This window comes from Buttiauxella sp. BIGb0552, assembly GCF_004366275.1.
Taxonomy (GTDB): Bacteria; Pseudomonadota; Gammaproteobacteria; order Enterobacterales; family Enterobacteriaceae; genus Buttiauxella; species Buttiauxella gaviniae.
This window is the reverse complement of record NZ_SODY01000002.1, coordinates 758,444-782,743: the sequence shown is the minus strand read 5'-3', so window position 1 is coordinate 782,743 and position 24,300 is coordinate 758,444. Positions and strand designations below refer to the sequence as shown.

General features: G+C 49.3%; 23 protein-coding genes and 1 other RNA gene. 12 read left to right on the top strand and 12 right to left on the bottom strand.

Annotated elements, in window-relative coordinates:
• Positions 1 to 145 precede the first annotated feature (145 nt).
• Positions 146 to 484, top strand: coding sequence for a P-II family nitrogen regulator (glnK, locus tag EDF88_RS08345; RefSeq protein WP_034458018.1), 339 nt, complete (start codon positions 146 to 148; stop codon positions 482 to 484).
• A gap of 31 nt (positions 485 to 515) precedes the next feature.
• Positions 516 to 1,802, top strand: coding sequence for an ammonium transporter AmtB (amtB, locus tag EDF88_RS08340; RefSeq protein ID WP_064516657.1), 1,287 nt, complete (start codon positions 516 to 518; stop codon positions 1,800 to 1,802).
• 110 nt (positions 1,803 to 1,912) lie between these two features.
• Here the strand turns inward: amtB and tesB are convergent, their stop codons facing one another.
• Positions 1,913 to 2,773 carry an acyl-CoA thioesterase II gene (gene tesB, locus EDF88_RS08335; protein ID WP_064516659.1) on the bottom strand — a complete coding sequence of 287 codons (861 nt, stop codon included), beginning with the start codon at positions 2,771 to 2,773 and terminating at the stop codon, positions 1,913 to 1,915.
• A 214-nt stretch (positions 2,774 to 2,987) separates the two neighbouring features.
• Here tesB and EDF88_RS08330 point away from each other — a divergent pair, with 214 nt between their 5' ends.
• Positions 2,988 to 3,563 (top strand): YbaY family lipoprotein, encoded by a 576-nt coding sequence (locus EDF88_RS08330; protein WP_064516661.1) that lies wholly within the window; start codon positions 2,988 to 2,990, stop codon positions 3,561 to 3,563.
• A gap of 34 nt (positions 3,564 to 3,597) precedes the next feature.
• On the opposite strand, the gene EDF88_RS08325 is transcribed toward EDF88_RS08330, so the two are convergent.
• Positions 3,598 to 3,906, bottom strand: coding sequence for an MGMT family protein (locus EDF88_RS08325; protein ID WP_064516663.1), 309 nt, complete (start codon positions 3,904 to 3,906; stop codon positions 3,598 to 3,600).
• Positions 3,907 to 4,077: 171 nt separating this feature from the next.
• Between EDF88_RS08325 and ffs the strand changes: the two genes are divergently transcribed.
• Positions 4,078 to 4,174: signal recognition particle sRNA small type (gene ffs, locus EDF88_RS08320), an RNA gene on the top strand.
• Positions 4,175 to 4,322: 148 nt separating this feature from the next.
• Here the strand turns inward: ffs and EDF88_RS08315 are convergent.
• The gene (locus EDF88_RS08315) at positions 4,323 to 6,299 is read right to left on the bottom strand and encodes an alkyl sulfatase dimerization domain-containing protein (protein ID WP_134184024.1); all 1,977 of its coding nucleotides are present in this window, start codon (positions 6,297 to 6,299) and stop codon (positions 4,323 to 4,325) included.
• Positions 6,300 to 6,533: 234 nt separating this feature from the next.
• Between EDF88_RS08315 and EDF88_RS08310 the strand changes: the two genes are divergently transcribed.
• Positions 6,534 to 7,172: a helix-turn-helix domain-containing protein gene (locus EDF88_RS08310; protein WP_064516667.1), complete on the top strand. Its 639-nt coding sequence runs from the start codon at positions 6,534 to 6,536 to the stop codon at positions 7,170 to 7,172.
• 59 nt (positions 7,173 to 7,231) lie between these two features.
• Here the strand turns inward: EDF88_RS08310 and EDF88_RS08305 are convergent, their stop codons facing one another.
• Entirely contained in the window at positions 7,232 to 8,662 is a 1,431-nt protein-coding gene (locus EDF88_RS08305; RefSeq protein ID WP_134184022.1) for a PLP-dependent aminotransferase family protein, read from the bottom strand.
• 90 nt (positions 8,663 to 8,752) lie between these two features.
• On the opposite strand from EDF88_RS08305, the gene EDF88_RS08300 reads away from it, so the two are divergent.
• The 3 genes from EDF88_RS08300 to EDF88_RS08290 all read left to right on the top strand — a co-directional run bounded on the left by EDF88_RS08300 (position 8,753) and on the right by EDF88_RS08290 (position 10,670).
• The gene (locus EDF88_RS08300; RefSeq protein ID WP_134184205.1) at positions 8,753 to 9,367 is read left to right on the top strand and encodes a hypothetical protein; all 615 of its coding nucleotides are present in this window, start codon (positions 8,753 to 8,755) and stop codon (positions 9,365 to 9,367) included.
• A gap of 34 nt (positions 9,368 to 9,401) precedes the next feature.
• Positions 9,402 to 10,220 (top strand): GNAT family N-acetyltransferase, encoded by an 819-nt coding sequence (locus EDF88_RS08295; protein WP_134184019.1) that lies wholly within the window; start codon positions 9,402 to 9,404, stop codon positions 10,218 to 10,220.
• 96 nt (positions 10,221 to 10,316) lie between these two features.
• Positions 10,317 to 10,670, top strand: a complete 354-nt coding sequence (locus EDF88_RS08290; RefSeq protein WP_134184016.1) for a DUF1428 family protein — start codon at positions 10,317 to 10,319, stop codon at positions 10,668 to 10,670.
• A gap of 53 nt (positions 10,671 to 10,723) precedes the next feature.
• Here the strand turns inward: EDF88_RS08290 and norW are convergent, their stop codons facing one another.
• Both norW and norV read right to left on the bottom strand, forming a co-directional pair.
• Positions 10,724 to 11,857: an NADH:flavorubredoxin reductase NorW gene (gene norW / locus EDF88_RS08285; RefSeq protein ID WP_134184014.1), complete on the bottom strand. Its 1,134-nt coding sequence runs from the start codon at positions 11,855 to 11,857 to the stop codon at positions 10,724 to 10,726.
• Entirely contained in the window at positions 11,854 to 13,293 is a 1,440-nt protein-coding gene (gene norV, locus EDF88_RS08280; protein ID WP_134184012.1) for an anaerobic nitric oxide reductase flavorubredoxin, read from the bottom strand. Before norV ends, norW begins: the two co-directional genes overlap by 4 nt.
• Positions 13,294 to 13,511: 218 nt before the next feature.
• On the opposite strand from norV, the gene norR reads away from it, so the two are divergent.
• Positions 13,512 to 15,026 carry a nitric oxide reductase transcriptional regulator NorR gene (norR, locus tag EDF88_RS08275; RefSeq protein WP_064516679.1) on the top strand — a complete coding sequence of 505 codons (1,515 nt, stop codon included), beginning with the start codon at positions 13,512 to 13,514 and terminating at the stop codon, positions 15,024 to 15,026.
• A 5-nt stretch (positions 15,027 to 15,031) separates the two neighbouring features.
• Here the strand turns inward: norR and EDF88_RS08270 are convergent, their stop codons facing one another.
• Positions 15,032 to 16,603 (bottom strand): EAL domain-containing protein, encoded by a 1,572-nt coding sequence (locus EDF88_RS08270; protein WP_134184010.1) that lies wholly within the window; start codon positions 16,601 to 16,603, stop codon positions 15,032 to 15,034.
• Positions 16,604 to 16,745: 142 nt separating this feature from the next.
• On the opposite strand from EDF88_RS08270, the gene EDF88_RS08265 reads away from it, so the two are divergent.
• Positions 16,746 to 17,468, top strand: coding sequence for a GntR family transcriptional regulator (locus EDF88_RS08265; RefSeq protein WP_134184008.1), 723 nt, complete (start codon positions 16,746 to 16,748; stop codon positions 17,466 to 17,468).
• Here the strand turns inward: EDF88_RS08265 and EDF88_RS08260 are convergent.
• On the bottom strand, positions 17,456 to 18,655 hold the full coding sequence (locus EDF88_RS08260) for an enolase C-terminal domain-like protein (protein WP_134184006.1): 1,200 nt from the start codon (positions 18,653 to 18,655) through the stop codon (positions 17,456 to 17,458). The genes EDF88_RS08265 and EDF88_RS08260 overlap by 13 nt on opposite strands.
• 304 nt (positions 18,656 to 18,959) lie before the next feature.
• On the opposite strand from EDF88_RS08260, the gene EDF88_RS08255 reads away from it, so the two are divergent.
• The gene (locus EDF88_RS08255) at positions 18,960 to 20,330 is read left to right on the top strand and encodes a PTS transporter subunit EIIC (protein ID WP_134184004.1); all 1,371 of its coding nucleotides are present in this window, start codon (positions 18,960 to 18,962) and stop codon (positions 20,328 to 20,330) included.
• 89 nt (positions 20,331 to 20,419) lie between these two features.
• On the opposite strand, the gene EDF88_RS08250 is transcribed toward EDF88_RS08255, so the two are convergent.
• The 4 genes from EDF88_RS08250 to EDF88_RS08235 are packed head-to-tail and all read right to left on the bottom strand — an operon-like array spanning position 20,420 to position 23,729.
• Positions 20,420 to 21,091 (bottom strand): methionine ABC transporter permease, encoded by a 672-nt coding sequence (locus EDF88_RS08250; RefSeq protein ID WP_134184002.1) that lies wholly within the window; start codon positions 21,089 to 21,091, stop codon positions 20,420 to 20,422.
• A complete protein-coding gene (locus tag EDF88_RS08245) occupies positions 21,076 to 21,867 on the bottom strand; it encodes an ATP-binding cassette domain-containing protein (RefSeq protein ID WP_134184000.1) in 792 nt (263 codons plus the stop codon). The genes EDF88_RS08250 and EDF88_RS08245 overlap by 16 nt, the downstream gene beginning before the upstream one ends.
• Positions 21,864 to 22,673, bottom strand: a complete 810-nt coding sequence (locus EDF88_RS08240; protein WP_034458056.1) for a MetQ/NlpA family ABC transporter substrate-binding protein — start codon at positions 22,671 to 22,673, stop codon at positions 21,864 to 21,866. Before EDF88_RS08240 ends, EDF88_RS08245 begins: the two co-directional genes overlap by 4 nt.
• Positions 22,674 to 22,691: 18 nt before the next feature.
• Positions 22,692 to 23,729 carry an isopenicillin N synthase family oxygenase gene (locus EDF88_RS08235; protein WP_134183998.1) on the bottom strand — a complete coding sequence of 346 codons (1,038 nt, stop codon included), beginning with the start codon at positions 23,727 to 23,729 and terminating at the stop codon, positions 22,692 to 22,694.
• 312 nt (positions 23,730 to 24,041) lie between these two features.
• On the opposite strand from EDF88_RS08235, the gene EDF88_RS08230 reads away from it, so the two are divergent.
• Positions 24,042 to 24,299: a type B 50S ribosomal protein L31 gene (locus EDF88_RS08230; RefSeq protein ID WP_064516693.1), complete on the top strand. Its 258-nt coding sequence runs from the start codon at positions 24,042 to 24,044 to the stop codon at positions 24,297 to 24,299.
• The last annotated feature ends 1 nt before the right edge of the window (position 24,300 follow it).

The window sequence follows — 24,300 nt, the reverse complement described above, 5'->3', positions numbered from 1 at the left end:
CAGTCATCGTAATTTCTCTCCTGACAATCCCCATTTGGCGCAGCTTAGCGCGCTGAAATTATCTCTTTTTCAAATGTGGCATGACCTTTGCTTTATCTAATTTGTATCGCAGAGGCTATTACCCAATTCTGACTGGAGGGGATCTATGAAGCTGGTTACCGTGGTGATCAAACCGTTCAAACTCGAAGACGTTCGTGAAGCATTGTCTTCAATCGGTATTCAAGGGCTGACCGTGACTGAAGTGAAAGGCTTTGGTCGTCAAAAGGGTCATGCAGAGTTGTACCGCGGTGCTGAGTACAGCGTCAATTTCCTGCCTAAAGTGAAAATTGATGTGGCAATTGCCGATGATCAACTCGATGAAGTTATTGATGTCATTAGCAAAGCTGCCTACACCGGCAAAATTGGCGATGGCAAAATTTTCGTTGCTGAGTTGCAACGAGTCGTCCGCATTCGTACCGGCGAAGCCGACGAAGCTGCACTGTAATCGTCTTGCCACTCGTGAAGGGATGGAAAAAATGAAAAAATTAGCCTCTATCTTAGGCGTTGTAGCCCTGGCACTTGCGCCATCAATTGCTCTTGCGGCACCGGCTGTGGTCGATAAAGCAGACAACGCCTTTATGATGATTAGCACCGCATTGGTGCTGTTTATGACAATTCCTGGGCTGGCACTGTTTTACGGCGGCCTGATTCGCTCTAAAAACGTGCTGTCAATGCTGACTCAGATTACGGTTACGTTTGCGCTGGTTTGTGTACTCTGGGTGGTTTACGGTTACTCATTAACCTTCGGTGCCGGCGGGAGTTTCTTCGGTAACTTCGATTGGGTGATGCTCAAAAACATCCAGCTCACCGCGCTGACTGGTTCTTTCTACCAATATATTCATGTTGCGTTCCAGGGTTCCTTCGCCTGTATCACTGTTGGCCTGATTGTTGGCGCACTGGCTGAACGTATTCGCTTCTCGGCTGTGCTTATCTTTGTCGTAATTTGGCTGACGCTTTCATACCTGCCGATTGCACATATGGTATGGGGTGGTGGTTTGCTGGCCACTCACGGCGCGATGGACTTTGCAGGCGGTACAGTGGTTCACATCAACGCCGCAGTAGCAGGCCTGGTGGGTGCATACCTGATTGGCAAACGTGTGGGTTATGGTAAAGAAGCATTCAAACCGCATAACCTGCCGATGGTATTTACCGGTACAGCAATTCTCTATTTCGGTTGGTTCGGCTTCAACGCAGGCTCTGCAAGTGCTGCTAACGAAATTGCTGCATTGGCCTTTGTGAATACTGTTGTTGCAACAGCAGCTGCGGTTCTTGGTTGGGTATTTGGCGAGTGGGCATTGCGTGGCAAACCTTCTTTGCTGGGTGCGTGTTCCGGTGCTATCGCAGGTCTGGTTGGTATCACTCCTGCCTGTGGTTATGTTGGTGTCGGCGGTGCATTGATTATCGGTATCGTTGCTGGTCTGGCTGGCTTGTGGGGCGTGACGTTGCTGAAAAAATGGCTGCGTGTAGATGACCCTTGCGATGTGTTCGGGGTCCACGGCGTGTGCGGTATCGTTGGTTGCATCATGACGGGTATCTTCGCCGCTCCATCCCTTGGCGGTGTGGGTTACGCAGAAGGTGTGACTATGGGCCATCAAGTGCTGGTGCAGTTAGAAAGTATCGGTGTGACGATTCTGTGGTCTGCGGTAGTTGCATTCATCGGCTTCAAAGTTGCCGACCTGACTGTGGGCCTGCGTGTACCTGAAGAGCATGAGCGCGAAGGTCTGGACGTTAACAGCCACGGTGAAAATGCTTACAACGCATAAGTAAGACATGAAATAAAAAAGCGGAGCACAGGCTCCGCTTTTTTTATGCTTTCAGGATTAACCCGGACTAAACCGTAAGTCGGTTAAGCGAAGCGTCAACTGGCACAATCTCAACCGCGCTTGCGCATCACGCCTTCCTGCACCGTTGACGCCACAAGAACGCCATCGCGTGAATAAAACTCACCGCGTACAAATCCACGTGCGCTCGAAGCGGACGTACTTTCCACGCTATACAGTAACCAGTCATTCATATCGAACGGACGATGGAACCACATTGAGTGATCGATTGTGGCAACCTGCATACCCGGCTCCAGGAAACCGACGCCGTGGGGCTGGAGGGCAACCGGCAGGAAGTTAAAATCAGAAGCGTAACCCAGCAAAGATTGGTGGATGCGCAAATCGGCTGGCATTTGGCCATTAGCCCGCATCCACACCTGGCGTACAGGTTCAGCAACGTGGCCCTGCATTGGGTTATGGAACACCACCGGGCGAATCTCTAGCGGCTTTTCACACAAAAACTTCTCTTTGAGCGTTTGCGGCAGCAGCTTTTCAAACGCCATCGCAATTTCAGTTTCTGATTTCAGGTTTTCCGGGGCAGGGGCCGCAGGCATGGTTTTTTGGTGCTCAAAACCTGGCTCCGGTGCCTGGAAAGAGGCCGTCATATAAAAAATAGGTTTGCCATTCTGAATGGCAGCAACGCGACGGGCGCTGAAGCTATTGCCGTCACGCAGGGTTTCCACATCATAAACAATCGGTTTTTGGCTATCGCCTGGGCGCAAAAAGTAACTGTGGAATGAGTGCACAAGACGGTCAACCGGCACGGTTTCTTTAGCGGCATATAACGCCTGGCCAACGACTTGTCCACCGAACACCTGACGTAAACCTAAGTCCTCGCTCTGGCCACGAAAAATACCTTCTTCAATCTTTTCCAGATTGAGTAATGCCAACAAATTGCTGAGCGCCTGACTCATAAAGTGTCCTCAATAAAAAATTAAAATCGTGCAATTGGCCTGATTATAACAGGTTTCCAACATTCGCCACGTAGTGGCCCGACCTGATGATGTGTTTCGGTTTTGGGCAAAAATCAGTTATATGTGCCACACTTAGCGTGATAAGCATGTTTAACCACTCATTACTCGTGGGCCTATGGCCTGCTGATGCATTGATAATAAGGAGAACAAATCAATGAAACTTGTGCACACGTTAAGTGGTTTAGCCATTGCTGTTGCAATGGCGGGATGCGCGCAGAAAAGTGCCGATATCCCAACGCCTGCACCTGCTGCAACGACCTCATCGGCAGCGGCAACGGCGCAGTCTGATATTAGACAGCCTAACGTTTCCGGTACGGTCTGGATTCGTCAAAAAGTTGCATTGCCGCCTGATGCGGTACTCACTGTTACGTTGTCTGATGCCTCTTTGGCGGATGCTCCGTCAAAAGTGTTAGCGCAAAAAGCGGTGCGTACCGAAGGGAAACAGTCGCCATTCAGTTTTGTGCTGCCGTATAACCCGGCTGATATACAGCCGAACGCGCGCATTATCCTGAGTGCGGCTATTACCGTGAACGATAAACTGATGTTTATCACCGATACCATTCAACCGGCTGTTAATCAGGGCGGGACAAAAGTGGATCTGACACTGGTTCCTGTTCAGCAAACAGCGGTTCCAGTTCAGACGAATGGCGGGGCGGTAACAACAGTGCCTTCAACATCACCGACTCAGGTGAACCCTTCTTCAGCGGTTCCTGCACCAACGCAGTTCTGATTGTGATGTTTAAGCGCCTCTACGGAGGCGCTCTTTAGTAATTCCAGCGATAACGTTCCATATTTATATACCCATCTCCAGAAACCATAATGCCTTCTGAAAGCAGGGCTTGTCGTTGGCGTTGCAAATCCGGGCCAGTCAGAGATATCTGTCCATGACGATTGACCACTCGGTGCCAGGGCAGTTTACTACCTTCGGGTAACCGTTTGAGTACGCCTCCCACTTGCCTTGCTGCACGTGGTGATCCGGCCAGGCGTGCTACGTCACCGTATGTTGTGACAAACCCTTCCGGAATAGCGGCGATAATTTGGTAAACCCGGTGTGGGAATGAATCGTTGTCCATAGCAAACTCCAAAACAGCCAGGGTTTAGGATAATCGGCGGTTATCAAACAGGGAAGAAAAACAGCGGGTGCGCAAGAAAGCAACACCTGACCGCGCCTTGCTTGCAATTGCATAGGGCAACATGGATAATGCGCCAGCGCGTTAGGTAACTAGCGCTCTCAATGGGGGCCCTGTTGGTTCTCCCGCAACACTAATTTGTGAATTCGGTCAGGTCCGGAAGGAAGCAGCCGCAGCAGATGACGTGTGTGCCGGGATGTAGCTGGCAGGGCCCCCACCCAATTCTGGCGCATGTAAAATTCAACATGCTTATGCCTTTCTCTGTTCTACTTCGCTCACACTCAAAAAATACAAAACAAAAAACGCCCTGCAACTTGCGTCACAGAGCATCTGGGTTAAAGCGTATCTATGTGTATGGCTTATGGCGTAACGATGTTGAACCAGAAGTTAAACTTGTCCATATAACCAAGCACCTCATCCAGTTTGCCTGCATCACCAGTGATTTTTACGTCACCTTTGTCTTTCGCCTGCTGCAATGTTTCTTCTTTCAAAATAATACGGTTGAGCGTATCGCGGGAAAGATTAATCGTTGCGTCAGCGTTGCTGGCTTCTGAATTTGGCGTGTGGTTAAGCACTCCGTTTTCCAGTTCCAGCTTGTATTTACCGCCCTGGTTGCCAAAGTCGAAGTTCAGCACCGCGTGGGCATTCGCCGCTTTCTCACCGTTGACATGAACAGCCATGTAATCGAAGAACATTTCTGGCGTCATCGCACGAACGGTATCCGGGCTGGCGGTATTTGGCGTAGGGCCTTTAATCACGCCATTACGCAATTCCTGCGCGCCTGTCAGATAGAAGTTACGCCATGGGCCGGATTCCGCCTGATACCCCATCTGTTCCAGCGCATCGGCTTCCAGGTTGCGGGCCGCTTTGTTGGTTGGATCAGCAAATACCACTTTGCTCACGACCTGGGCCACCCAACGGTAATTTCCCTGGCTGTAATCAGATTTCGCTTTTTGCAGAATGCTGTCCGCACCGCCCATGTATTCAACGAATTTTTTCGCGGATTCTTCCGGCGGCAGTTCATCCAGGGTTGCCGGGTTGCCATCGAACCAGCCGAGATAGAACACGTAGGTGGCTTTCACATCGTGACTGACCGAACCGTAATAACCTCGACTCGCCCAGGTTTTCGCCAGTTTCGGTGGCAGTTTGAAGTTCGCGGCGATTTCATCGCGCGTCAGACCTTCGTTTGCCATGCGCAACGTCTGATCGTTGATGAAACGATACATATCGCGCTGGCCTTTCATCAGGTTGACGACGTTATTCTGACCCCAGGTCGGCCAGTGGTGCTGGGCGATAATAATTTCGGCATCGCTGCCCCAGCGGTCAATCGCGGCATTAATGTATTTCGACCATGCCAGTGGATCACGGATTTTCGCGCCGCGCAGAGAATAGGTGTTATGCAGCGTGTGAGTGACATCCTCCGCCGCTTCGATCATTTTCTTCTCTTTGACGTACCACAGCATTTCCGACGGCGCTTCAGAACCCGGAGCCATCATAAAGTCGTAAGTCAGGCCATCGATCACTTCTTCCTGTCCGGTATGCGTGATGTAGTTGGTTGGAGCCAACAATGTCACTGTACCCGCAGAGGTCGTGGTGCCCAGACCCGCGCCCACCTGGCCTTTAGAATTGGCAGGTAGCAAGTTGCCGTACATGTAACTTGCGCGGCGGCTCATGGCGTTACCCGCCATAATGTTTTCGTCGACGGCAGAGCCCATAAAGCCTTGCGGAGCATACAGTTTCACTTTGCCCGCTTTGACATCGGCTTCATCAACCACACCGCGCACGCCGCCGTAGTGGTCAACGTGGCTGTGGGTGAAAATCACCGCCACAACAGGTTTTTTGCCGCGATTTTTGTAATACAGTTCCAAACCGGCTTTCGCGGTTTCAGCAGAAACCAGTGGGTCGACAACGGTAATCCCGGTTTTACCTTCAATGATGGTCATATTAGAAAGGTCGAGATTACGAATCTGATAAACACCGTCGGTCACTTCAAACAGACCGCTGATATTAATCAACTGGGACTGACGCCACAGGCTTGGATTAACCGTCGCTGGCGCTTTGTCACCCTCTTTAATAAAGGCGTATTGCTGTGGATTCCAGATAACATTGCCTTGCTCGCCCTTTATCACATCCTGCGGCAGTGCAGCGATAAAGCCTTTATGAGCATTCACGAAATCGGTGTGATCAGAGAACGGGAGCTGCTGATAAAGCGCTTCATTGGCTTGTTTTGTTGCAGATGTTGCATCGTTAATGGACGCTGGAGTTGCTGCGTTAACTGACAGTGTCGTCAGTAACCCCGCAGCAATCAGGCTTTTGGCTATTAGATTCAATCTCATTAATTCAACCTCTGAAATTAATAAATTCTAAAAGATAGAAGATATTTTTCGGTAATTTAAATAACCTGTGGATTAACACAGGAAATTTTAATGGATGAATTAACCTGGAAGTAGTGCCATATGGGACTACGATTTGTTTTGATATATTGACGAAATTACTCTCTTCATTGTGTACAGACATTTTCTATTGATAGCGCTACACTATAACAATTAATGATATATATAGGATGTGTTATGAGCGCCAGTTTTGAAAATATTCATCGTTGTTATAAATCTCTGGATATAGAGAGTCAGGTTAATGATGTCCGCAGCAATGGCAAAGAGCTCATTTTTGCCGCGACAGATGAATTAGCCATAACGCCCGGCTTTATTTACGTTCCTGTTGAAGGCTCAGTGGCCATTTTACATGCAGAAAGCGAACTCACTATTGGTAATGCCATTGACTATATGCCCATTGGTTTGATGGAGCGGTATTGCCCAATGTTGATTTTTGAATATAAGTGCATGACGTCCGTGAAAGTCGTTGAAATCTCTTATGAGAAATTTGATGAGATTTTCTTTCAGAACGCTGAGAGCATGCAGGCTCTCTCAAGTATTTTGATTTTTATGACTATTTTTTCACTTGATCTGCATGCGGAAAGAAAACAACTGACCAGCTACCAAACCATTAAACCTATGCTTTACCGTTATCTCTACCGTTCCCTCGCTTTTCCAAATGAAACCGAAGGTTTGGCAAGTTTTATTATAAGTCGCACTAAGTTATCCCGTACTCATGTATTCCGAGTGTTGGCCGATTTAAAAGAAGGTGGATATATCACGATGAAAGGTGGCAAGCTGATATCCATTGATAAGGATTTGCCGGATGGTTATTAATCATCTTTTAAAGGGAAAAAGGTTCACATTTTAGTAATGTGAACCGTTAATTTGAAAAATTAAACAACAGATCTTTTCAAACTCTCATTTCTAGTCTGCGCCATATTATCCCAAAGCGGTTTTAACCTTTCGAGAGCGGCTCGCATTTGCGTAGTCTCCAGCGTGAACGGTAGCCGTAAATAACGCTCAAACGCACCTTCAACGCCAAAACGTGGCCCTGCGCCAATCCGGATACCGATACCCTCAGCGCTGGCCGCAAAAACCGTAGCCAGTGGTTTAGGCAGTTCAATCCACCAGGATAAACCGCCTTGCGGTATTACCGTCATTTTCCAGTCCGGGAATAATTCTTTAACGACCTCCGCACAGGCATCACGTTGCTGGCGTAGCATTTCGCGGCGTTGCGGCTGGAAGTTTTCAGCCTCATTAAACAGATTGATGGCGGCTAGCTGTTCGAGTATTGGCGAGCCCAAATCTAACGAATCGCGAATTTGGATCAGTGAGGCTATGGTGCGAGAGCTGGCGCGAATCCAACCCAATCGCAAGCCTCCCCAGAAACTTTTCCCGGCAGACCCCAGCGTGATGATCCGATCTGACGCGTCGAAAGCGGCCAATGGAGGCGGTGGTGGATTGTCATACCACAGGTCTACCATGGTTTCATCGACCACAATGGTGGTACGTGTCCTTGCAGCGATATCAGCTATGGCTGAACGCGTTGCAAAATCCATGCAGTGCCCGGTTGGGTTATGAAAATCAGCCAGCAAATAGGCGAGTCTGGGTGATGTTTGCGCAATGGTTGCGGCTAACCCATCAGTATCCCAGCCATATTCAGTCAGGCTTACGGGAACGGCGTGGCATGAAGCGCCTTTTATTGCTGTGAGTGCCATGGGGTAGGTGGGGTGATCAAGAACTACGCGGTCGCCTGGGCCAGTTAGCAGGCGTAAAACCAGGCCAAAACCACTTAGCGCACCATTCACTATCATAATCTGATCGGCATCCGTTGGCAGTCCACGATCGGCATAGCGTTGTGCAATGACATGACGTAATTCAGGCAAGCCTTGTTGGTTGTACCCAGTGCTACCCAAGTGTTCTGGTAATGCAATCAGTGCATTAGCATAAGCTTGATGAATTTCCGGCCCGGCAGACAGTGCTGCGGTTGAAAGATCCAGTGTGGTGGCACGCCCAGGTAATGGCGAAACGGTTTGCGTGCCTTCTGGCAACATAGTGACGGAACCTGAACCCTGGCGGCTTGCCAAATATCCCTCATCACGTAGTTGTGCCAGCGCAGTTGCCACTGTAGTTCGGCTAATTCCCAGGGCCGTTGCCAGCTCACGCTCCCCTGGTAGGCGGCCATCAAGTGGCAGTCGTCCATCCAGAATCAATAACCGCAGCCCATCTGCCAGTTGCCGATAAACCGGGGTACGTGGTAAATCCTGATGCCAGTTTCCCAGCAATTTCACCAGTGATGATGAGCCCGTTCTGCGCTGTACCATAGCAATCCACTTTGTATTAACTGGACCTTAATATAGTAACCATTTTCCATAATAGTAAAGCCACAAAAGATCTCTGAGGTGAAGATAATGATCGCTCGTCGCTTGCTGCAACTTTACATCGGGCTGGTGCTGTACGGTGTGTCCACGGCTATGTTCGTCCGTGCCAATTTAGGTGCTGACCCCTGGAACGTATTCCACTTAGGAGTGGCCCAAATCTTCTCCCTCAACATTGGCATGGTGATGATAGGTGTCGGGGCATTGGTGTTGTTGCTGTGGATTCCGCTGCGCCAGAAACCGGGATTGGGCACGATAAGCAACGTGATTGTTTTGGGGCTTGCCGCAGATGCGGCATTAGCATTAATGCCGCCGATTGAGTCATTGGTGGCACGAAGCTTCTTGCTCTTTGCCGCTATTTTGGTGAATGCCATCGCTACCGGAATGTACATCGGCGCGGGTTTTGGCTCTGGCCCGCGTGATGGCTTGATGACTGGAATCAATGCCCGTACTGGCTGGTCTGTGCGTAGTGTGCGAACAGCGATTGAGTTGACGGTTTTACTAGCCGGTTGGCTGATGGGAGGCACATTTGGTGTGGGTACAGTGTTGTACGCGCTGGCAATCGGCCCGCTTATCCAACTCTGCTTACCATGGTTCCGTATTGCACCCAAAGCACAAAAAAACCTGGTTGAACCGACCGTCGTACCCTAATGTTGAAGCCAAACCCCCATTGGATGAGGTAGCGATGAATAGCAAGGTAATCAGCAACGCGGCGGCGCACTGGAATAGCCATCAGTTGGCTGAAATTCTTTCCCACTGTTTTGAAGGGTATCTGGTCCCTTTCACTATTGATGGTGAAACTTTTGCTTCACGTTTTAGCGCTGAAGATCTCAGTCTCAATGACAGCCGAGTCTGGACGCAAAATGGTGAGCCAAAAGCGCTGGCGCTCATCACGCGCCGTGGGCAGAGCTGTCGCCTCGCTGCATTCGCGATTCGTCCTGAATTGCGTGGGCAGGGATTTGGCAAACAGTTCATGCAGGAGTTAATTGATGGTGCGCGAGCGCGTGGTGACCGTAACTTTTGGCTGGAAGTTATTGTTGGCAACGAGAGTGGAGTGTCACTGTATGAACGTATGGGGTTTGTTCGCCAGCAGACATTGGTCGGGTTTGATACCATTCAGTCACCGCAGTTTACAGAAACCGGCGAATTGCAGGAAATCGACCCGCTAGTGATGGCGAAAAAAATGATGAGGGATGAAAGCCTGAATCTGCCGTGGTTAAGCGCACCTGAAACGCTATATAAATTACCGGGCAAAGCATTCGTTCTCAATGACACTGCATACGCAATGGTTGCCACAACCCCTAAGCCCAGATTACGGATGCTCTATGTTGACCCGATGGCACGTGGCAAAGGGCAGGCGAAAAAATTGCTTACGCTATTACGTGAACGTTTCCCTGGATTATTCACCGCAACAGCTATTCCTGAGCAACTGGCACCGCTTTATCTGAGCAGTGGCTACCGTCAGGATCCCATTACCCAATATGAGATGCTGCTCAAATTATGAACAGGTAGTGTTCATTCTTAACGACTAAACTTATCAATCGTAATCATCACGGGTGGAAATTATCTACCCGTATTCCCCACACCGTGGAGGTTCACAATGAATTATGTTGATGGTTTTGTTGTTGCTGTACCCGCAGCAAAAAAGGATGAATACAAGCAGTTAGCCGCAAAAGCCGCACCGTTGTTTAAAGAATTCGGTGCGTTACGCGTCGTGGAATGTTGGGCCGACGATGTGCCCGACGGCAAACTCACCGATTTTCGCATGGCGGTGAAAGCCGAAGAGAGCGAAGAAGTGGTGTTTAGCTGGATTGAGTATCCATCAAAAGAAGTGCGGGATGCCGCCAATGCCAGGATGATGTCTGACCCAAGGATGAAAGAGTTTGGCGAGTCGATGCCATTTGATGGCAAACGTATGATCTATGGTGGCTTTGCGCCAATTCTTGACGAGTAACGTCACGCGGGCGGCGCTGACATCATATCTAGCGCCACCCGCATGAACATCCGCTAAACCTGCAATTCCCGTAACAATCCAAACGCCATTTTCATGTGCGCTTCGCTGACAATAAACGCCCGTAACTGCTGTGCTTCGTCATAGCCTTTGGCAATCAGACCCTGCTGCTCGGTGCTGATTTGCCAGGCCAAATCATGGCGTTGCGTTTCACCCGCCAGATGTAGCGGCAACTCCGGCGTTTTCACTTTTACCAGCATCGCGGGGAGATTCAGGCCGTCGGCGGCTCCCAGCAGATTTTTGGCAAGCGTCATGGCGCTGAACTGAATCGGTTGCAGGAACGGCAGCACTTTGCCGTCGATTTCCGCGCAATCACCGAGGGCATAAATATTCGCGTCAGATGTCTGCAACTGGCGGTTCACCTGAATCCCACGGTTTACCGCCAGCCCGGCGTGCTGCGCCAGGTCGACGTTTGGACGCAGGCCAATCGCCGCTACCACGGCATCCACGGTGACTATTCGCCCGTTGCTCAATGCCGCATGAATTCCCTGTGGTGTTTGGCTGAGTGATTCAAGCCGCTGATTAAACAACAGTTCGACGCCCATTTGGTTCAGCCGCTGCTGCAAACGGCTGCTAACCTCCGCAGGCATCAACGAGGCGAGCAGGCTGGCGGCGTTATCCACCAGAATCACCTGCTTCCCAGCGCGGCAAAAATCCATCGCCAGTTCGGTGCCAATCAAACCGCCGCCCAGAATCATCACGCGTTTAGCCTCGCGCAGCGTTGATTCACAGGCCAGATATTCCTGCTGGCTGTTGAGCGTCAGCATCAGCTCTTTGCCTTCAATTGGCGGCAGGAGGGCGCGGGAACCCGTTGCCAGCACCAGTTTGTCGTACTGCCATTGCTGGTCACCGCATTTCACCAGGCGTTCGCGAGTGTCGATACCTGACACCCAACTGTTGGCGTTTAGCGTCAGGTCAAACTGTTCAGCAAATTCACCGGCATGTTGCCGCGTGAGGTCGCAAGCTCGCTGATTCAGGCTGATAACATGGCTGAGATCGGGCTTGTTGTATTCGTCCATGCTGTCGGCGGCAATCATGCGCACCGGTACCTGCGCGTCATGTTTGCGGATATTTTTCACCAGCTGGCGGGCGGCAAAGCCCGAACCGACGATCACAATGCCATGCTTCATTTTGCCTCCGTTGCCAGCACGTCAAATACGTCTTTCCCAAGCGAGCATTCAGGGCACAGGAAGCTGTCCGGCACTTCGCTCCACGGCGTTCCTGGCGCGACATCCTGCATCGGTTCGCCGGTTTGTGGGTCGTAAATCCACTGACAAACACTGCATTGCATTTGTGGGCCTAAATCGGCGCAGGCTGGCTTTTCAACCATGCTTTCTTGCGGTGCTACAAAGGGCGCAGAAGCGAGCGGCGTTAACGCCCACTGGCGGGCAATTTCGCGACCGTGTTCACGACAGATTGCGAGCGCATCGATATCCGGGCGCCATTTCGCTTTTAGGCTTAGTGACATTTCAAAACCGGCATCCTGCAAGCGGGTAGAGAGTCGGTCTACTGCACCGCCACTCCAGCCATGGGAACCGAATGCGCTGGCGCGTTTATTACGAAAACGCAGGCCGGTCATCTCCTCAACCAGGCCTGCAATTTTCGGCATCATCACGTTATTCATCGTGGATGTTCCTGCCAGCACTCCCTTGGAGCGGAACACATTAGTGAGGATCTCGTTTTTATCATGGCGGGCAACGTTGAAAATTTTCACCGTCACGCGCGGATCGACTTCGTTGATCCCTTGGGCAATAGCATCCGCCATCATACGGGTGTTGTTGGACATGGTGTCGTAGAAAATCGTGATGCGATCTTCTTGATAATCAGCCGCCCACTTTAAGTACAACTCCACGATTTGTGTTGGGTTATCGCGCCATACCACACCGTGAGACGTCGCAATCATATCTACCGGCAGATTGAAGCCGAGAATTTCGGTGATTTTGGGAGTGACCAGGCGGCTAAACGGGGTCAGAATGTTGGCGTAGTAGCGCTGGCATTGTTCAAATAGCTCGGCCTGATCGACTTCATCGTTAAACAGATGCTCATCACAATAGTGTTGGCCAAAAGCATCGTTACTAAATAGCACTGCGTCACCGGTCATGTAAGTCATCATGCTGTCAGGCCAGTGCAGCATAGGTGTTTCAACGAAAATCAGTTGCTTGCCGTTGCCGATGTCCAGGCTATCGCCAGTTTTCACTACGTGGAAATTCCACTCCGGGTGATGGTGGTGGCCGTTGATGGAGTCCACGCCGTTGGCGGTACAGTAAATCGGTGTGTTGGGAATGCGTGACATCAATTCCGTCAGCGCACCCGCATGGTCTTCTTCCGCGTGATTGATAATGATGTAATCGAGGCTATTCAGGTCAATTTCGGCAGCCAGGTTCTGCACAAACTCACGGCTGAATTTATGGTCAACAGTGTCGATGAGTACCGTTTTCTCTTCACGGATCAGATAGCTGTTGTAGCTACTGCCTTTCAGCGTTTTGTATTCGGTGCCGTGAAAATCACGCACTTCCCAGTCACGTTGACCAACCCATTGAATGTTGTTTTTAACCTGAATAACCATTTGTCAGTACCTCAAAAAGAATGAAAAAACGGTGCTCGTATTTGAGTTATTACAAATGGCGTGCCAACTTTTTATAATATTGATTAATATGAATATATTTGTTTTTTTTAACTTTTTATTGTCAAAATGACAATTATAATATTAGTCTTTTTGACAATTGAATTGTCTTTTTGACTATCAAGGGCTAAGTTAGCGAGAATCGTCCTCTGGAGCCGCTTATGAGCCTTTCAATTACCTCCCTTGCCAACATTGCCATTGACCTGCAAAGCGGCATTTCTCATCAGGATCGCTTTGCTCGTTTAATTCGCACTTTGCGCCAACTTTTAGGGGGAGATGCCACGGCGCTACTGCGTTATGAAGCGCGGCAGTTTCGCCCGCTGGCAATTGATGGGCTGGCGCAAGATGTGCTTGGTCGACGTTTTGATTTAGATGCCCATCCTCGCCTGGAAGCAATAGCACGGGCAGGGGACGTGGTGCGCTTCCCGGCAGAAAGTGAATTGCCCGATCCTTATGATGGACTCATTCCTGACCACACCGACTTAAAAGTCCATGCCTGTCTTGGGTTACCACTATTTGCCGATCAGAACCTGATAGGTGCATTAACCGTGGATGGTATGGACCCTTTGCAGTTCGATCATTTCAGCGATGAAGAATTGCGCTTAATTAGCGTGTTGGCCGCAGGGGCACTGAATAATGCCTTGTTGATGGAACAGCTTGAAAACCAAACGCCTGCTGTTGTCTCCACTCCCATTACGAGCAAAACCAGCAGTGCCGAGATGGTGGGCTTGTCTGCAGGGATTATGCAGCTTAAGAAAGAGATAGAAATTGTCGCCGGTTCTGACCTGAATGTGCTGATAACTGGGGAAACGGGTGTTGGGAAAGAGCTGGTGGCGCGTGCTATTCACAGTGGGTCGGTACGTGCCGCAAATCCGCTGGTGTATCTCAACTGTGCGGCATTACCGGAAAGCGTGGCGGAAAGTGAACTGTTTGGTCACGTAAAGGGGGCATTTACCGGGGCAATTCATCATCGAACCGGCAAATTTGAAATGGCGGATAACGGCACGCTATTCCTCGATGAAATAGGGGAACTGCCATTAACGCTACAGGCAAAATTGTTGCGAGTTTTACAGTATGGCGATATTCAGCGTGTGGGCGATGACAGCAGCCAAAGGGTAAATGTGCGGGTGCTGGCGGCGACCAATCGTGACTTAAAGCAGCACGTACTAGCAGGTGATTTTCGTGCCGATCTATTCCACCGTTTAAGCGTCTTCCCACTGCACGTTCCACCGCTACGCGAGCGTGGCGATGACATCACTCTATTGGCTGGGTTCTTCTGTGAGCAAAGCCGCGTAAAAATGGGGCTGAAACAGGTCGCCTTAACGGATGGCGCTCGGGAATTACTGCGTCGATACGACTGGCCCGGAAATATTCGCGAGCTGGAGCATGCTCTTTATCGCGCCACTGTGCTTGCGCGCTCCGGTAAACCGGATGGAGAAATCTGGCTGGAACCGCAGCATTTTCAACTGATGGATGTTGAGGCTAAACCTGCAAGTACAGCTGTAGCCCGCGTGGCTGAGGTCGATAACTTGCGGACGGCAACTGATGATTTCCAGCGGCGGATTATTATCAGCACGCTGGAGGCTAATGCGGGGAATTGGGCTGCGAGTGCCCGGCAGTTGCAACTAGATGTCGCTAATTTACACCGCCTGGCGAAACGTCTTGGTGTGAAGTAGTGTTTTCAGGGAATTTTTGATTTCCTGGCACAAGAGCCTGCTACCCACTCGATAAATTCATTTTTAGGCAGGGCTTTACTGAAGAACCAGCCCTGTCCGTACTGCACACCCTGTTTACGCAACCATGCCGCCTGACTGGGGGTTTCAATGCCTTCGGCCACCATCAAAATACCCAGAGCCTTTGCCATTTCAATAATATGCGGAGTGACATTTTTATATTCGAGAGCATCGACGAATGATTTATCTATTTTAAGGATATCTACATCCAGATCTTGTAAATAACTCAGGCTGGAATAACCGGTTCCAAAATCATCAATATAGATGGCGTGCCCGGCCTTTCGATATTGCGCAATAATCGGTGCTGTAATTTTCGGGTCAGAAAAGCCACGTTCAGTAATCTCAAATGCTATCTGTTTTGGATTAACTGAATAACGTGCCAGGTACGGACGAGTGATATCAAGAATATGCAGGCTACGCGCATCCTGAACACCCATGTTCACAGAAATATGATGATGAGGATGCTTGCTTAACCAGTCGCCCAACTCAAGGAAAATGCGCTTAATGACCTGCTCTGTTAATTGTGTTACCAACCCGGTTTGCTCCGCCAGTGGGATAAACACATCCGGGTTTAACATTGAGCCATCTTGTTGCTGCCAACGAATTAAGGCTTCCGCACCGACAATCTCGCCACTTTGAAGATGAACAATAGGTTGATAAACCACGCTAAATTCATTGTTTTTAATAGCATCCATCAGCCTGTTTCGAGGTGATAACAATCGACGCAAAATACTAATCAAGAGTCCACCTGCAGCGAGGCTTATAATTAAGCCCACAGGCAGCCAGATAAACAATTGCTGATACCAGGCGGTCGTCAGGGGTTCCATTGACGCCCAGGCAATCATGGCCAGACCAAGATTATTATCCCGACGAATCACGTAGAAATTGTTGTTGCTTTGAAATTCGTCCGTACCTTGTTTCAGCGCTTCGTGCCATGTCTCGGGGATATATCGGCTGTTGCTGGCAATGATCTGATTATTATGCAGCCCAATCATCGCAATATTTAACGTGTAACTACCAAAGGGGAGAACATCAATAAATGACATTGGGTCAATTAATGCAAGATGAGGCTTTTTGCCGATATATACCATCTTGCGTTGAAAATCGGGTATCGGTGGAGTGGTATACCAAGCGTTAAAACCATGAATGCCCTGACGGTCTGGCTTACCTAATGTAGCACTATGAGTAATGGACTCCAGTGAAGTACACAAAATATGCGCATCTTGCTGGAACATCACTTCTTGCACGTAGCGATATTCAAGAGCGATACGATGCATGGCTTCCGCGTGCGCTTGCGAACATGTATTGTCATTAAAGCGGTTAATATCATTAATCGCAGAAACAGCCTGGTCGATGACTTTGCCGGTGCGAAGCAATGCGTGATCGGCAAACTCTACTAATTCATCGTGAAATGCGTGTTCGGCATTACGATGAGCAAGATAAATGCTTAACAGAATTGGTAGCAAAACTGCCAAAATAAGTACACCGCTTACCAGGCTGATGAGCTTTCGGGATGTCATTCTTTTAGACCCAGTTAAGAGTTAGTTTTTATAATGGTTTTTCATAGACGAGAACAGTCTATCTCACATGAATAGGTGATGTTATGTTTTCCTACCTCTGTAGTGGGATAACCTGTGAAAGCGAGCGTCTGGTGAGCAATAAATGAAGAAAAAAGAGTTTGTTATTCAGGATCTACTGAGCAAAATTTATCAGCGCAACGATAACCAAAGGCGCAAATTACCGCCTGAGCGCCAATTAGCAATGGAATATGATGTCTCGCGTTTCACGATTCGTAAAGCGCTGGAAAAGTTGGTCAGTATTGGGGTCATTGAGATTATTCAGGGCTCCGGGATTTGGATTAATCCGCAGGCAAGAAACAACCCACTGGTTTATAACTCCATCACCGAGAAGCATTTCGACCAGATAGCTTTTCGCATGGTCAATCTGCATAAGAAATTACCCAATCGCGAAGAGCAGCAGGTATTTGGTTTGGGTAAAGATGACTACATTTGGCAATTTTGCCGCCTGCGATATGTCGAAAATCAAAAGATACAAATTGAGATTTCGCGCATGCCGGTACAGGATTTTCCCGATCTGAACCAGCAGGTCATCGAGCGCTCGATTCAACAATATGTGCTGAGTAAAGGGTTGCGGATTTCGCACCTGTTAACCAGTTATCAGGCGGTAGCAGTCAGTAAAGAGCAGGCGGTATTGCTGGAGTGTAAAAAAGGTATCCCGGCGATGCACATCATCAACCGGGGAATTCTTGACGGAGGACGGGTTTTTGAAATCAGCGATATCATTGATATCAATTATTCCTGTACCTACGTTACCCCCTATAACCACGATAATTTGGCCTGGCGGCAGGGCATTCAGGGAGTGTGAATGGCTCCGTTTGGTAAGCGGCTTTGCGTCCACTCATGTGGGCGATATTCCACCGGGAAGGTTTCCGCTTTTTGTTGGTCGAAACCTACGCCAATACCCGGTTTTTCAAGCGGATAAATATAGCCCTTCTCCGCAACCGGGCTGCCTGGAAAGACCGATTCGGTATTTGGCTTATTGGGAATAAATTCCTGAATCGCTGCATTGTGCAGATGGATATTTAAATGGGTATTTACCGCCACGCCAATAGGCGTCATATCCGATGGGCCATGCCATGCCAGGCGTACACCGAATGCCTGACATAGAATAGCGAGCTTCAATGCAGGGGTGATTCCACCAATTTGCGAAACGTGGCAGCGGATAAAATCGATGCGGCGATTAACAATCAAATCATGCCATTCGGCAGGGTTATTAAATAGCTCCCCCAAAGCAAGTGGAACCGAAGAATGCGCGCGAACCTGCTCAAGCCAGGCGCTTTGTTGCGGCGGTAGAATGTCTTCGATAAACCATGGCTGGTATGGCTCAAGAGCTTTTGCCAGTTGCACCGCTTGTTGCGGGAACAGACGCTCATGCACATCGTGAAGTATATGGAACTGGTTGCCGTACTTTTCGCGCAGCGCCTTAAACATTGCCACAGTATTGGCCATGTATTCGTCCTGATCGTAGTAGGCGCCCGGTGTAGGTGTCTTTGTAGCATGCAACCCCTGAGGTGTTCCGCCATAAAACCCTAACTGACAGCGAATGTAGCGATAACCTTGTGCCAAAAGTTTGTCGACTTCCAGATACAAACCTTCAAGCGTTTCACTGGCGGCGTGGCTATATGCCGCGATAGCGTCTTTCGATTTACCGCCCAGAAGTTGGTATAGCGGCATTCCTGCCAGTTGGCCTTTAATATCCCAAAGCGCCATATCGACACCTGCGATAGCGTTATTAATAACCGGTCCGTTGCGCCAGTAAGCGTTGACCATCATCATCTGCCACAGATCTTCAATGTTATTGGCATCGCGCCCTATTAGCAGTGGTTTGAGATATTCATCGACCATTACTTTTACTGCCAGTGGGCGTTGCTGGAAGGTCGCACATCCATGACCTATTACACCCTTATTGGTGGTGACACGCACCGTAATCAGGTTGTGACGGTCAGGGCGGGTAATAAAACATTCAATATTTTCAATAATGGTTGGTTGCACGAGATTACTCCACAGACCTTGTCAATCGCGGTCATTTACTCATCAATTAAAGGCTTCTGTTATTTACTATCACCTTATTTTTATATGTGGGTAAACCATTATTTTTGCTTATTTTTATTGGTCCGTAAAATAGTTGTGTGCAACCTAAAAACCATACCAATTTGTTAGTTTGAGGTGTTTAATGCCCTTTGATAGGCGTAATTGTGATGTTGTTCAAAGTTTATTGGTTTGTTTTGGTTCTTTCGATTCTCTACCATCTCAGGCATTCAACACATAATAATTAGTAATTCTTTGGGAGCGACAGATGGGGACTCGTGATGCCATTAATAATATTATTCACCTTGTAGGTGGTGCGGATAATATTAACAAAGCCTGGCACTGTATGACGCGCTTACGCTTCTCTCTGATTGATGAGAATAAAATTGATCAGTCCGAAATTAAAAAAATCCCCGGTGTATTAGGGGCGCAGATTCAGAGTGACCAATTCCAGATTATTATTGGCCCGCAGGTGAACAGTTGGTACGAACAGCTGAACAGCGCGCTGGAGACATCTGGTGAGCAAATTGCCCCCGCGACTGACAAGAAAGCCCGTAAAAGCCTGGTGTCGATGTTTATGGATACCGTATCGGGCGTATTTGGGCCGATTGTTCCCGCTATCGCTGGCGCCGGGATGATCAAAGGTCTGTTAGCAGGTTTGATTGCGCTTAAATTCGTTTCGGCAAAAAGCGATACGGTAATTGTCATCGATTTAATTGCCAGCGGCGTGTTCTATTTTTTACCGTTTTTCCTCGCTATCTCTGCGGCACGTATCTTTAAAACTAACGAATACCTGGCCGCAGCGGTGGCGGCCTGCCTGATGTATCCATCGCTTATCGAAGCGGCAAAGTTACTGGCAAGTCATGCGTCTAATGCTGTTGATACGTTCTATTTTCTGAACGTGGTGCCTGTTTCGGTATTTAACTACGCCTCGAGCGTGATCCCGGTGATTTTCTCGGTTCTGGCCCTGAGCTACATCCATCGCTGGGTGGACCGGTTTATGCCGGATGTATTGAAAACGGTATTTACTCCGACGCTCACTTTGTTCCTCGCCGCGTTAGTTGCGCTGGTGGTGATCGGGCCGTTGGGGATCTATTTGGGTAAAGCGTTGGCGTGGTTTATTGAAGGGCTGTTTGGTGTATCCGCAAGTTTTGCAGGATTGGTAGTGGGGGCTATTCGCCCGGTAGCTATTTTGACCGGAATGCACCACGCGATGACACCAATCGCGCTGCAAAACTTTACCGACCGCGGCTACGACATGCTTATGCCAATGATGTTTATGGCTAATATGGCGATTGCCGGATCAACGTTTGCCATCTGGAAACAAAGTAAATCTCGCGAAGAAAGAGCGGTGGTTCTGCCTGCGGCTATTTCCGCATTGCTGGGTATTACCGAACCTGCATTGTTTGGTGTTCTGACGCGCTACAAGAAAGCGTTTATCGCCGCCACGATTGCCAGCTCCATCGCCTCGGCATTTATTGCCTTCTTCGGTGTGCGTTTGTATGGCTATATTTTGTCGAGTATTTTCAGCCTGCCGGCTTACATCGGGCCATACTTTATCTTTGCTTTGATGGGAGTGGCACTGGCATTAGGATTGTCATTTACGCTGACTACTTTGCTGGTGCGCGAGAAAGCATAAACGGGATCCACTGCAAATGGTGGATGTCGCTGACGTTAATCCACCCTACGGGTCTTGGAGGCTGGATTAACGTAGCGACATCAAATGCTTTAACGTCGGTGCGCCAGGCGGCGTACCAGACGGTCTCCAATACTTTGTACTAATTGCACCATCGCCACCAGAATGACAACGGTGCCAACCATGACCTGGTCATTAAATCGCTGATAGCCGTAGCGAATTGCGAGGTCTCCCAAACCTCCGCCGCCAATCACACCAGCCATCGATGAAAAACCAATTAGCATTACGATGGTCAGCGTGATCCCTGCAAGTAGAGCAGGCAGCGCTTCGGGCAGCAGTACTTTGCTGATGATATGCCAGACATTTCCTCCCATGGATAAAATGGCCTCAATGCGACCTTTATCGACTTCATCTAACGCGTTTTCTACTACCCGCGCAAAGAAGGGGAAGGCACCAATTGTTATTGGAACCACTGCGGCTGTGCTGCCTAACGTGGTGCCGATAATTATGCGGGTAAAGGGGATCAGCGCAATTAACAGCACAATAAACGGCAGTGAACGACCGACATTCACGACACTACCAATGACCTGATTAAATAGCGGAGCGGGCAATACGCCATCACGGCGAGTGAGGAATAACAACACCCCCAACGGCAATCCAATCAGCACGGTTAAGAGTGCCGCGAGGCTGACCATGTACAGCGTATCCAGTGAACCATCTAACAGTAATGGCCATAAATCATCCCAGTCTAGGCGACTTCGCATAATAGACTCCTTGTCACACCGATACGGCGTAAGAATGCTTGTTCGGCCGCATCTCCAGGGAGCAACGCCTGGCGCAGACGGGAGCTGGGGATGAGCAGTAATTCAGATAACGAGCCACTTTCTATAAGCCTGCCGTTTTCCAGCAATGCTGCGTGGTCGCAGATAGCTTTCACGACTTCCAGTTGATGGGTTATCAGCACAATGGTGACGCCAAGCTTGAGGTTAATATCTTTCAGGAGTGCCAACACGGATGCGGTGGTTTCACTATCTAATGCGCTGGTTGCTTCATCACACAGCAGAACATCAGGATGAGCAGCCAGCGCGCGAGCAATTCCTACACGCTGTTTTTGCCCACCGGATAGCTGTGAAGGAAAAGCCTGTGCTTTATCGCTAAGGCCTACTAACTCGAGTAGTTCAGTGATGCGCTTTTGCCGCTCTTCACGAGGCAGGCCCGCAATTTCTAACGGTACGGCAATGTTGTCCGCCACATTTCGCGCATGAATCAGGTTGAAGTGTTGGAATACCATTCCGGTGCGTTGGCGATGCACTCGCAACTCCCGGTTATTGAGCGTGGTGATATCGACACCTTGCATCAGAATGCGGCCCGAAGTGGGCCGCTCCAACAAATTAAGGCAGCGAATCAAGGTGCTTTTCCCAGCGCCACTGCGCCCTAGAATGCCGTAGATTGCGCCGTCTGGCACAATCAATGAGACATCATCCAGTGCCGGTTGGCCTCCTCCGGCATACACTTTGCTCAGCCGCTCAAGGGTTATCATGACTGTGGCGTAGCAACCGGGATCACTGAGCCATTAAACTGCTTGCGAATAAAGTCAGCAACCTGCGGTGATTGCAGATCTTTCGCCAGCTCCTTGATGCGTGGATCGTTTGCCAGATTTGGGTTGGTAACCAGAATATTGGCATACGGGTTATGAGTGGCACTTTCCAGGCCCAGCGCATCTTTTGACGGCGTTAACCCAGCTTCCAATGCGTAGTTACCATTAATCACGGCTAAATCGACATCATCAAGCGAACGCGGCAGTTGCGGCGCTTCGATTTCAATAATTTTTAGCTTTTTAGGATTGCTGGCGATATCGCGCGGCGTCGCCTGGTTTTGCGCAGCATCTTTAAATTCAGGTTTCAGCGTGATAAGCCCTTTGTCCTGCAATAGATAAAGAGCCCGACTTAGGTTGGTAACGTTATTTGGTAAGGCGATGGTGGCATTTTCCGGCACCGATTTCAGGTCTTTATATTTGTGTGAATAAATCCCCAGTGGCTCGATGTGAACAGTGGCCGCAACGGTGAATTTTTTACCTAACGCTTTCTCCTGGTCGCGTAAATACGGAACATGCTGGAAGTAGTTGGCGTCCACATCGCCGTTGGCCAGTAGTTCGTTGGCATTTACGCCGTTACTGAGCTCAATGACTTTGAGCTTTAAATTAGGATCGAGTTTCTGCACAAAGGCCAGAATTTCTGCGTGTGGTACAGCATCTGCTGCAATACGTAAGGTATCTGCTGCTTGAGCACTGAAAGCCAGAGTCAAAGACAACGCGATCCCTGCCAGTTTAAAAGAGGCATATTTCATGGTGGTTTCCTTCAATATTTAAGCGATGAGTTCAGTGCTGCTACGCAAGACATCCGGGTAATAACGTTCCGCCACGTCGGGATGAGATCGCAGGCGGCCTTTCAGGTAATTCCAACCAACATCACGCAGTAACGGGTTGTGAGGATCGCTTTCCGGGCCATGAGCCTGGCTTGCAAGCTCAGGGGGCAATGTATAAACCGGAACCACGGCATCTAACTGTGCGCCGAGGAAAAATGCGATGGACTGGCGCTCCTGCCCAGGCGGAGGAGAAACCACGCGATGAACCGTGGCGCGCAAGTAGCCATTGGTTGCCAGTTCAAGCAACTCACCAATATTCACCACAAAACTGCCGGGTAGGGGGGCTGCATCTATCCAGTTATCGGGGCTGACTTCAACCTGTAAACCCTGCTGCCTGTCTTGTAGCAGGAAGCTTAGGAAGCCGGAGTCCTTGTGAGCGCCAACACCCTGATTACTATCGGTAGCCTGTTGGCCGGGATAGCGAATCAGCTTGATATGCTCGTTGGGTTTGTTGCCATACAGGTCATCAAAGCTATTAGCCGGTAACTTCAACGCTAATGCAAAAGTGCGTAGTAATTTCAACGCCACAGCGGTCATTTCGCGCTGAAATTGCAACAGAGTCGGCTTGAGAGTTGGCAGCGATTCAGGCCACAGGTTGGGCCCTTGCAGACGCAGCCAGCCAGGCTGTGATGGACTGACGGAAAGTACCGGGCGTTCAGCACCAATATCAAATTGCTCACGCCAGTCAGGTTTTCCACGTGTTAATTCGCTGGCGGCGCGGTTGTAACCACGAAAATGGGGGGAGTGAATCATCGCGACTTTTTGTTTTTCTGCATCAGGCAAAGAGAAAAACAGCTGGGCTTCATCCTGAACAGCCTGTTGCAGTTCCGGGCTGATGCCATGATTAATCAGATAAAAGAAGCCGATGTCACGAGCGGCATGGCGTAGTTGTTCAAGAAAGACTGCACGGTCGGTGTCGGTGCCATCAAGGGCTAAGAGATCGAGTATTGGCAATGCCTGGGTCGTTGTTTTGCTCATTTTGCACTCCACGTAATTCAGATGTTTTCCCGTCACGTTTTGATGTTTTAACCCAACAATAATTTCCACAACGACAGCGCTGACTCATGGTTTATCCCTTCTTGATTGATATGTTGTTCGTGGAAATGACATTGCCGCAACTGCGCCACGCCGCCCAATATTGTTATCTTCTAAGTTATTGCTGGGCGGGGTTCTAAGCTTTTGCAGAATTTGGCAATCAACGGTTATTAAGGTTTGTAGCCAAACAGGCTTGCTTTTTTTTCATTCATCTTTTACTTTACTGTTATGTTATAACATATCTTGGAAAAGAAAATGAAACGTGACATCCATCCTTTCTATCGAACAGTCGTGTTCCACGACACCACCGCCAATGAGTTCTTTAAAGTGGGTTCGACTATCAAGACAGACCGGGAAATTGAGCTTGAGGGTGTGAAATATCCCTATATCACACTGGAGGTTTCATCGGCCTCTCATCCACATTACACGGGTAAACAAAGAACATTCACCAATGAAGGCAGTCCGGCTCGTTTCCAGCAGCGTTTCGGTCGTTTTTTTGGCAAGGGGGAGTAAG

Bases quoted from the DNA above. Each gene is read 5' to 3' on its own strand.
- glnK (WP_034458018.1), top strand. From the start codon at position 146: ATGAAGCTGGTTACCGTGGTGATCAAACCGTTCAAACTCGAAGACGTT.
- EDF88_RS08305 (WP_134184022.1), bottom strand. From the start codon at position 8,662: ATGGTACAGCGCAGAACGGGCTCATCATCACTGGTGAAATTGCTGGGA.
- EDF88_RS08240 (WP_034458056.1), bottom strand. From the start codon at position 22,673: ATGAAATATGCCTCTTTTAAACTGGCAGGGATCGCGTTGTCTTTGACT.
- EDF88_RS08310 (WP_064516667.1), top strand. From the start codon at position 6,534: ATGAGCGCCAGTTTTGAAAATATTCATCGTTGTTATAAATCTCTGGAT.
- EDF88_RS08315 (WP_134184024.1), bottom strand. From the start codon at position 6,299: ATGAGATTGAATCTAATAGCCAAAAGCCTGATTGCTGCGGGGTTACTG.
- EDF88_RS08255 (WP_134184004.1), top strand. From the start codon at position 18,960: ATGGGGACTCGTGATGCCATTAATAATATTATTCACCTTGTAGGTGGT.
- EDF88_RS08250 (WP_134184002.1), bottom strand. From the start codon at position 21,091: ATGCGAAGTCGCCTAGACTGGGATGATTTATGGCCATTACTGTTAGAT.
- norR (WP_064516679.1), top strand. From the start codon at position 13,512: ATGAGCCTTTCAATTACCTCCCTTGCCAACATTGCCATTGACCTGCAA.
- EDF88_RS08330 (WP_064516661.1), top strand. From the start codon at position 2,988: ATGAAACTTGTGCACACGTTAAGTGGTTTAGCCATTGCTGTTGCAATG.
- tesB (WP_064516659.1), bottom strand. From the start codon at position 2,773: ATGAGTCAGGCGCTCAGCAATTTGTTGGCATTACTCAATCTGGAAAAG.
- EDF88_RS08325 (WP_064516663.1), bottom strand. From the start codon at position 3,906: ATGGACAACGATTCATTCCCACACCGGGTTTACCAAATTATCGCCGCT.
- EDF88_RS08265 (WP_134184008.1), top strand. From the start codon at position 16,746: ATGAAGAAAAAAGAGTTTGTTATTCAGGATCTACTGAGCAAAATTTAT.
- EDF88_RS08230 (WP_064516693.1), top strand. From the start codon at position 24,042: ATGAAACGTGACATCCATCCTTTCTATCGAACAGTCGTGTTCCACGAC.
- EDF88_RS08290 (WP_134184016.1), top strand. From the start codon at position 10,317: ATGAATTATGTTGATGGTTTTGTTGTTGCTGTACCCGCAGCAAAAAAG.
- norV (WP_134184012.1), bottom strand. From the start codon at position 13,293: ATGGTTATTCAGGTTAAAAACAACATTCAATGGGTTGGTCAACGTGAC.
- amtB (WP_064516657.1), top strand. From the start codon at position 516: ATGAAAAAATTAGCCTCTATCTTAGGCGTTGTAGCCCTGGCACTTGCG.
- norW (WP_134184014.1), bottom strand. From the start codon at position 11,857: ATGAAGCATGGCATTGTGATCGTCGGTTCGGGCTTTGCCGCCCGCCAG.
- EDF88_RS08245 (WP_134184000.1), bottom strand. From the start codon at position 21,867: ATGATAACCCTTGAGCGGCTGAGCAAAGTGTATGCCGGAGGAGGCCAA.
- EDF88_RS08235 (WP_134183998.1), bottom strand. From the start codon at position 23,729: ATGAGCAAAACAACGACCCAGGCATTGCCAATACTCGATCTCTTAGCC.
- EDF88_RS08270 (WP_134184010.1), bottom strand. From the start codon at position 16,603: ATGACATCCCGAAAGCTCATCAGCCTGGTAAGCGGTGTACTTATTTTG.
- EDF88_RS08295 (WP_134184019.1), top strand. From the start codon at position 9,402: ATGAATAGCAAGGTAATCAGCAACGCGGCGGCGCACTGGAATAGCCAT.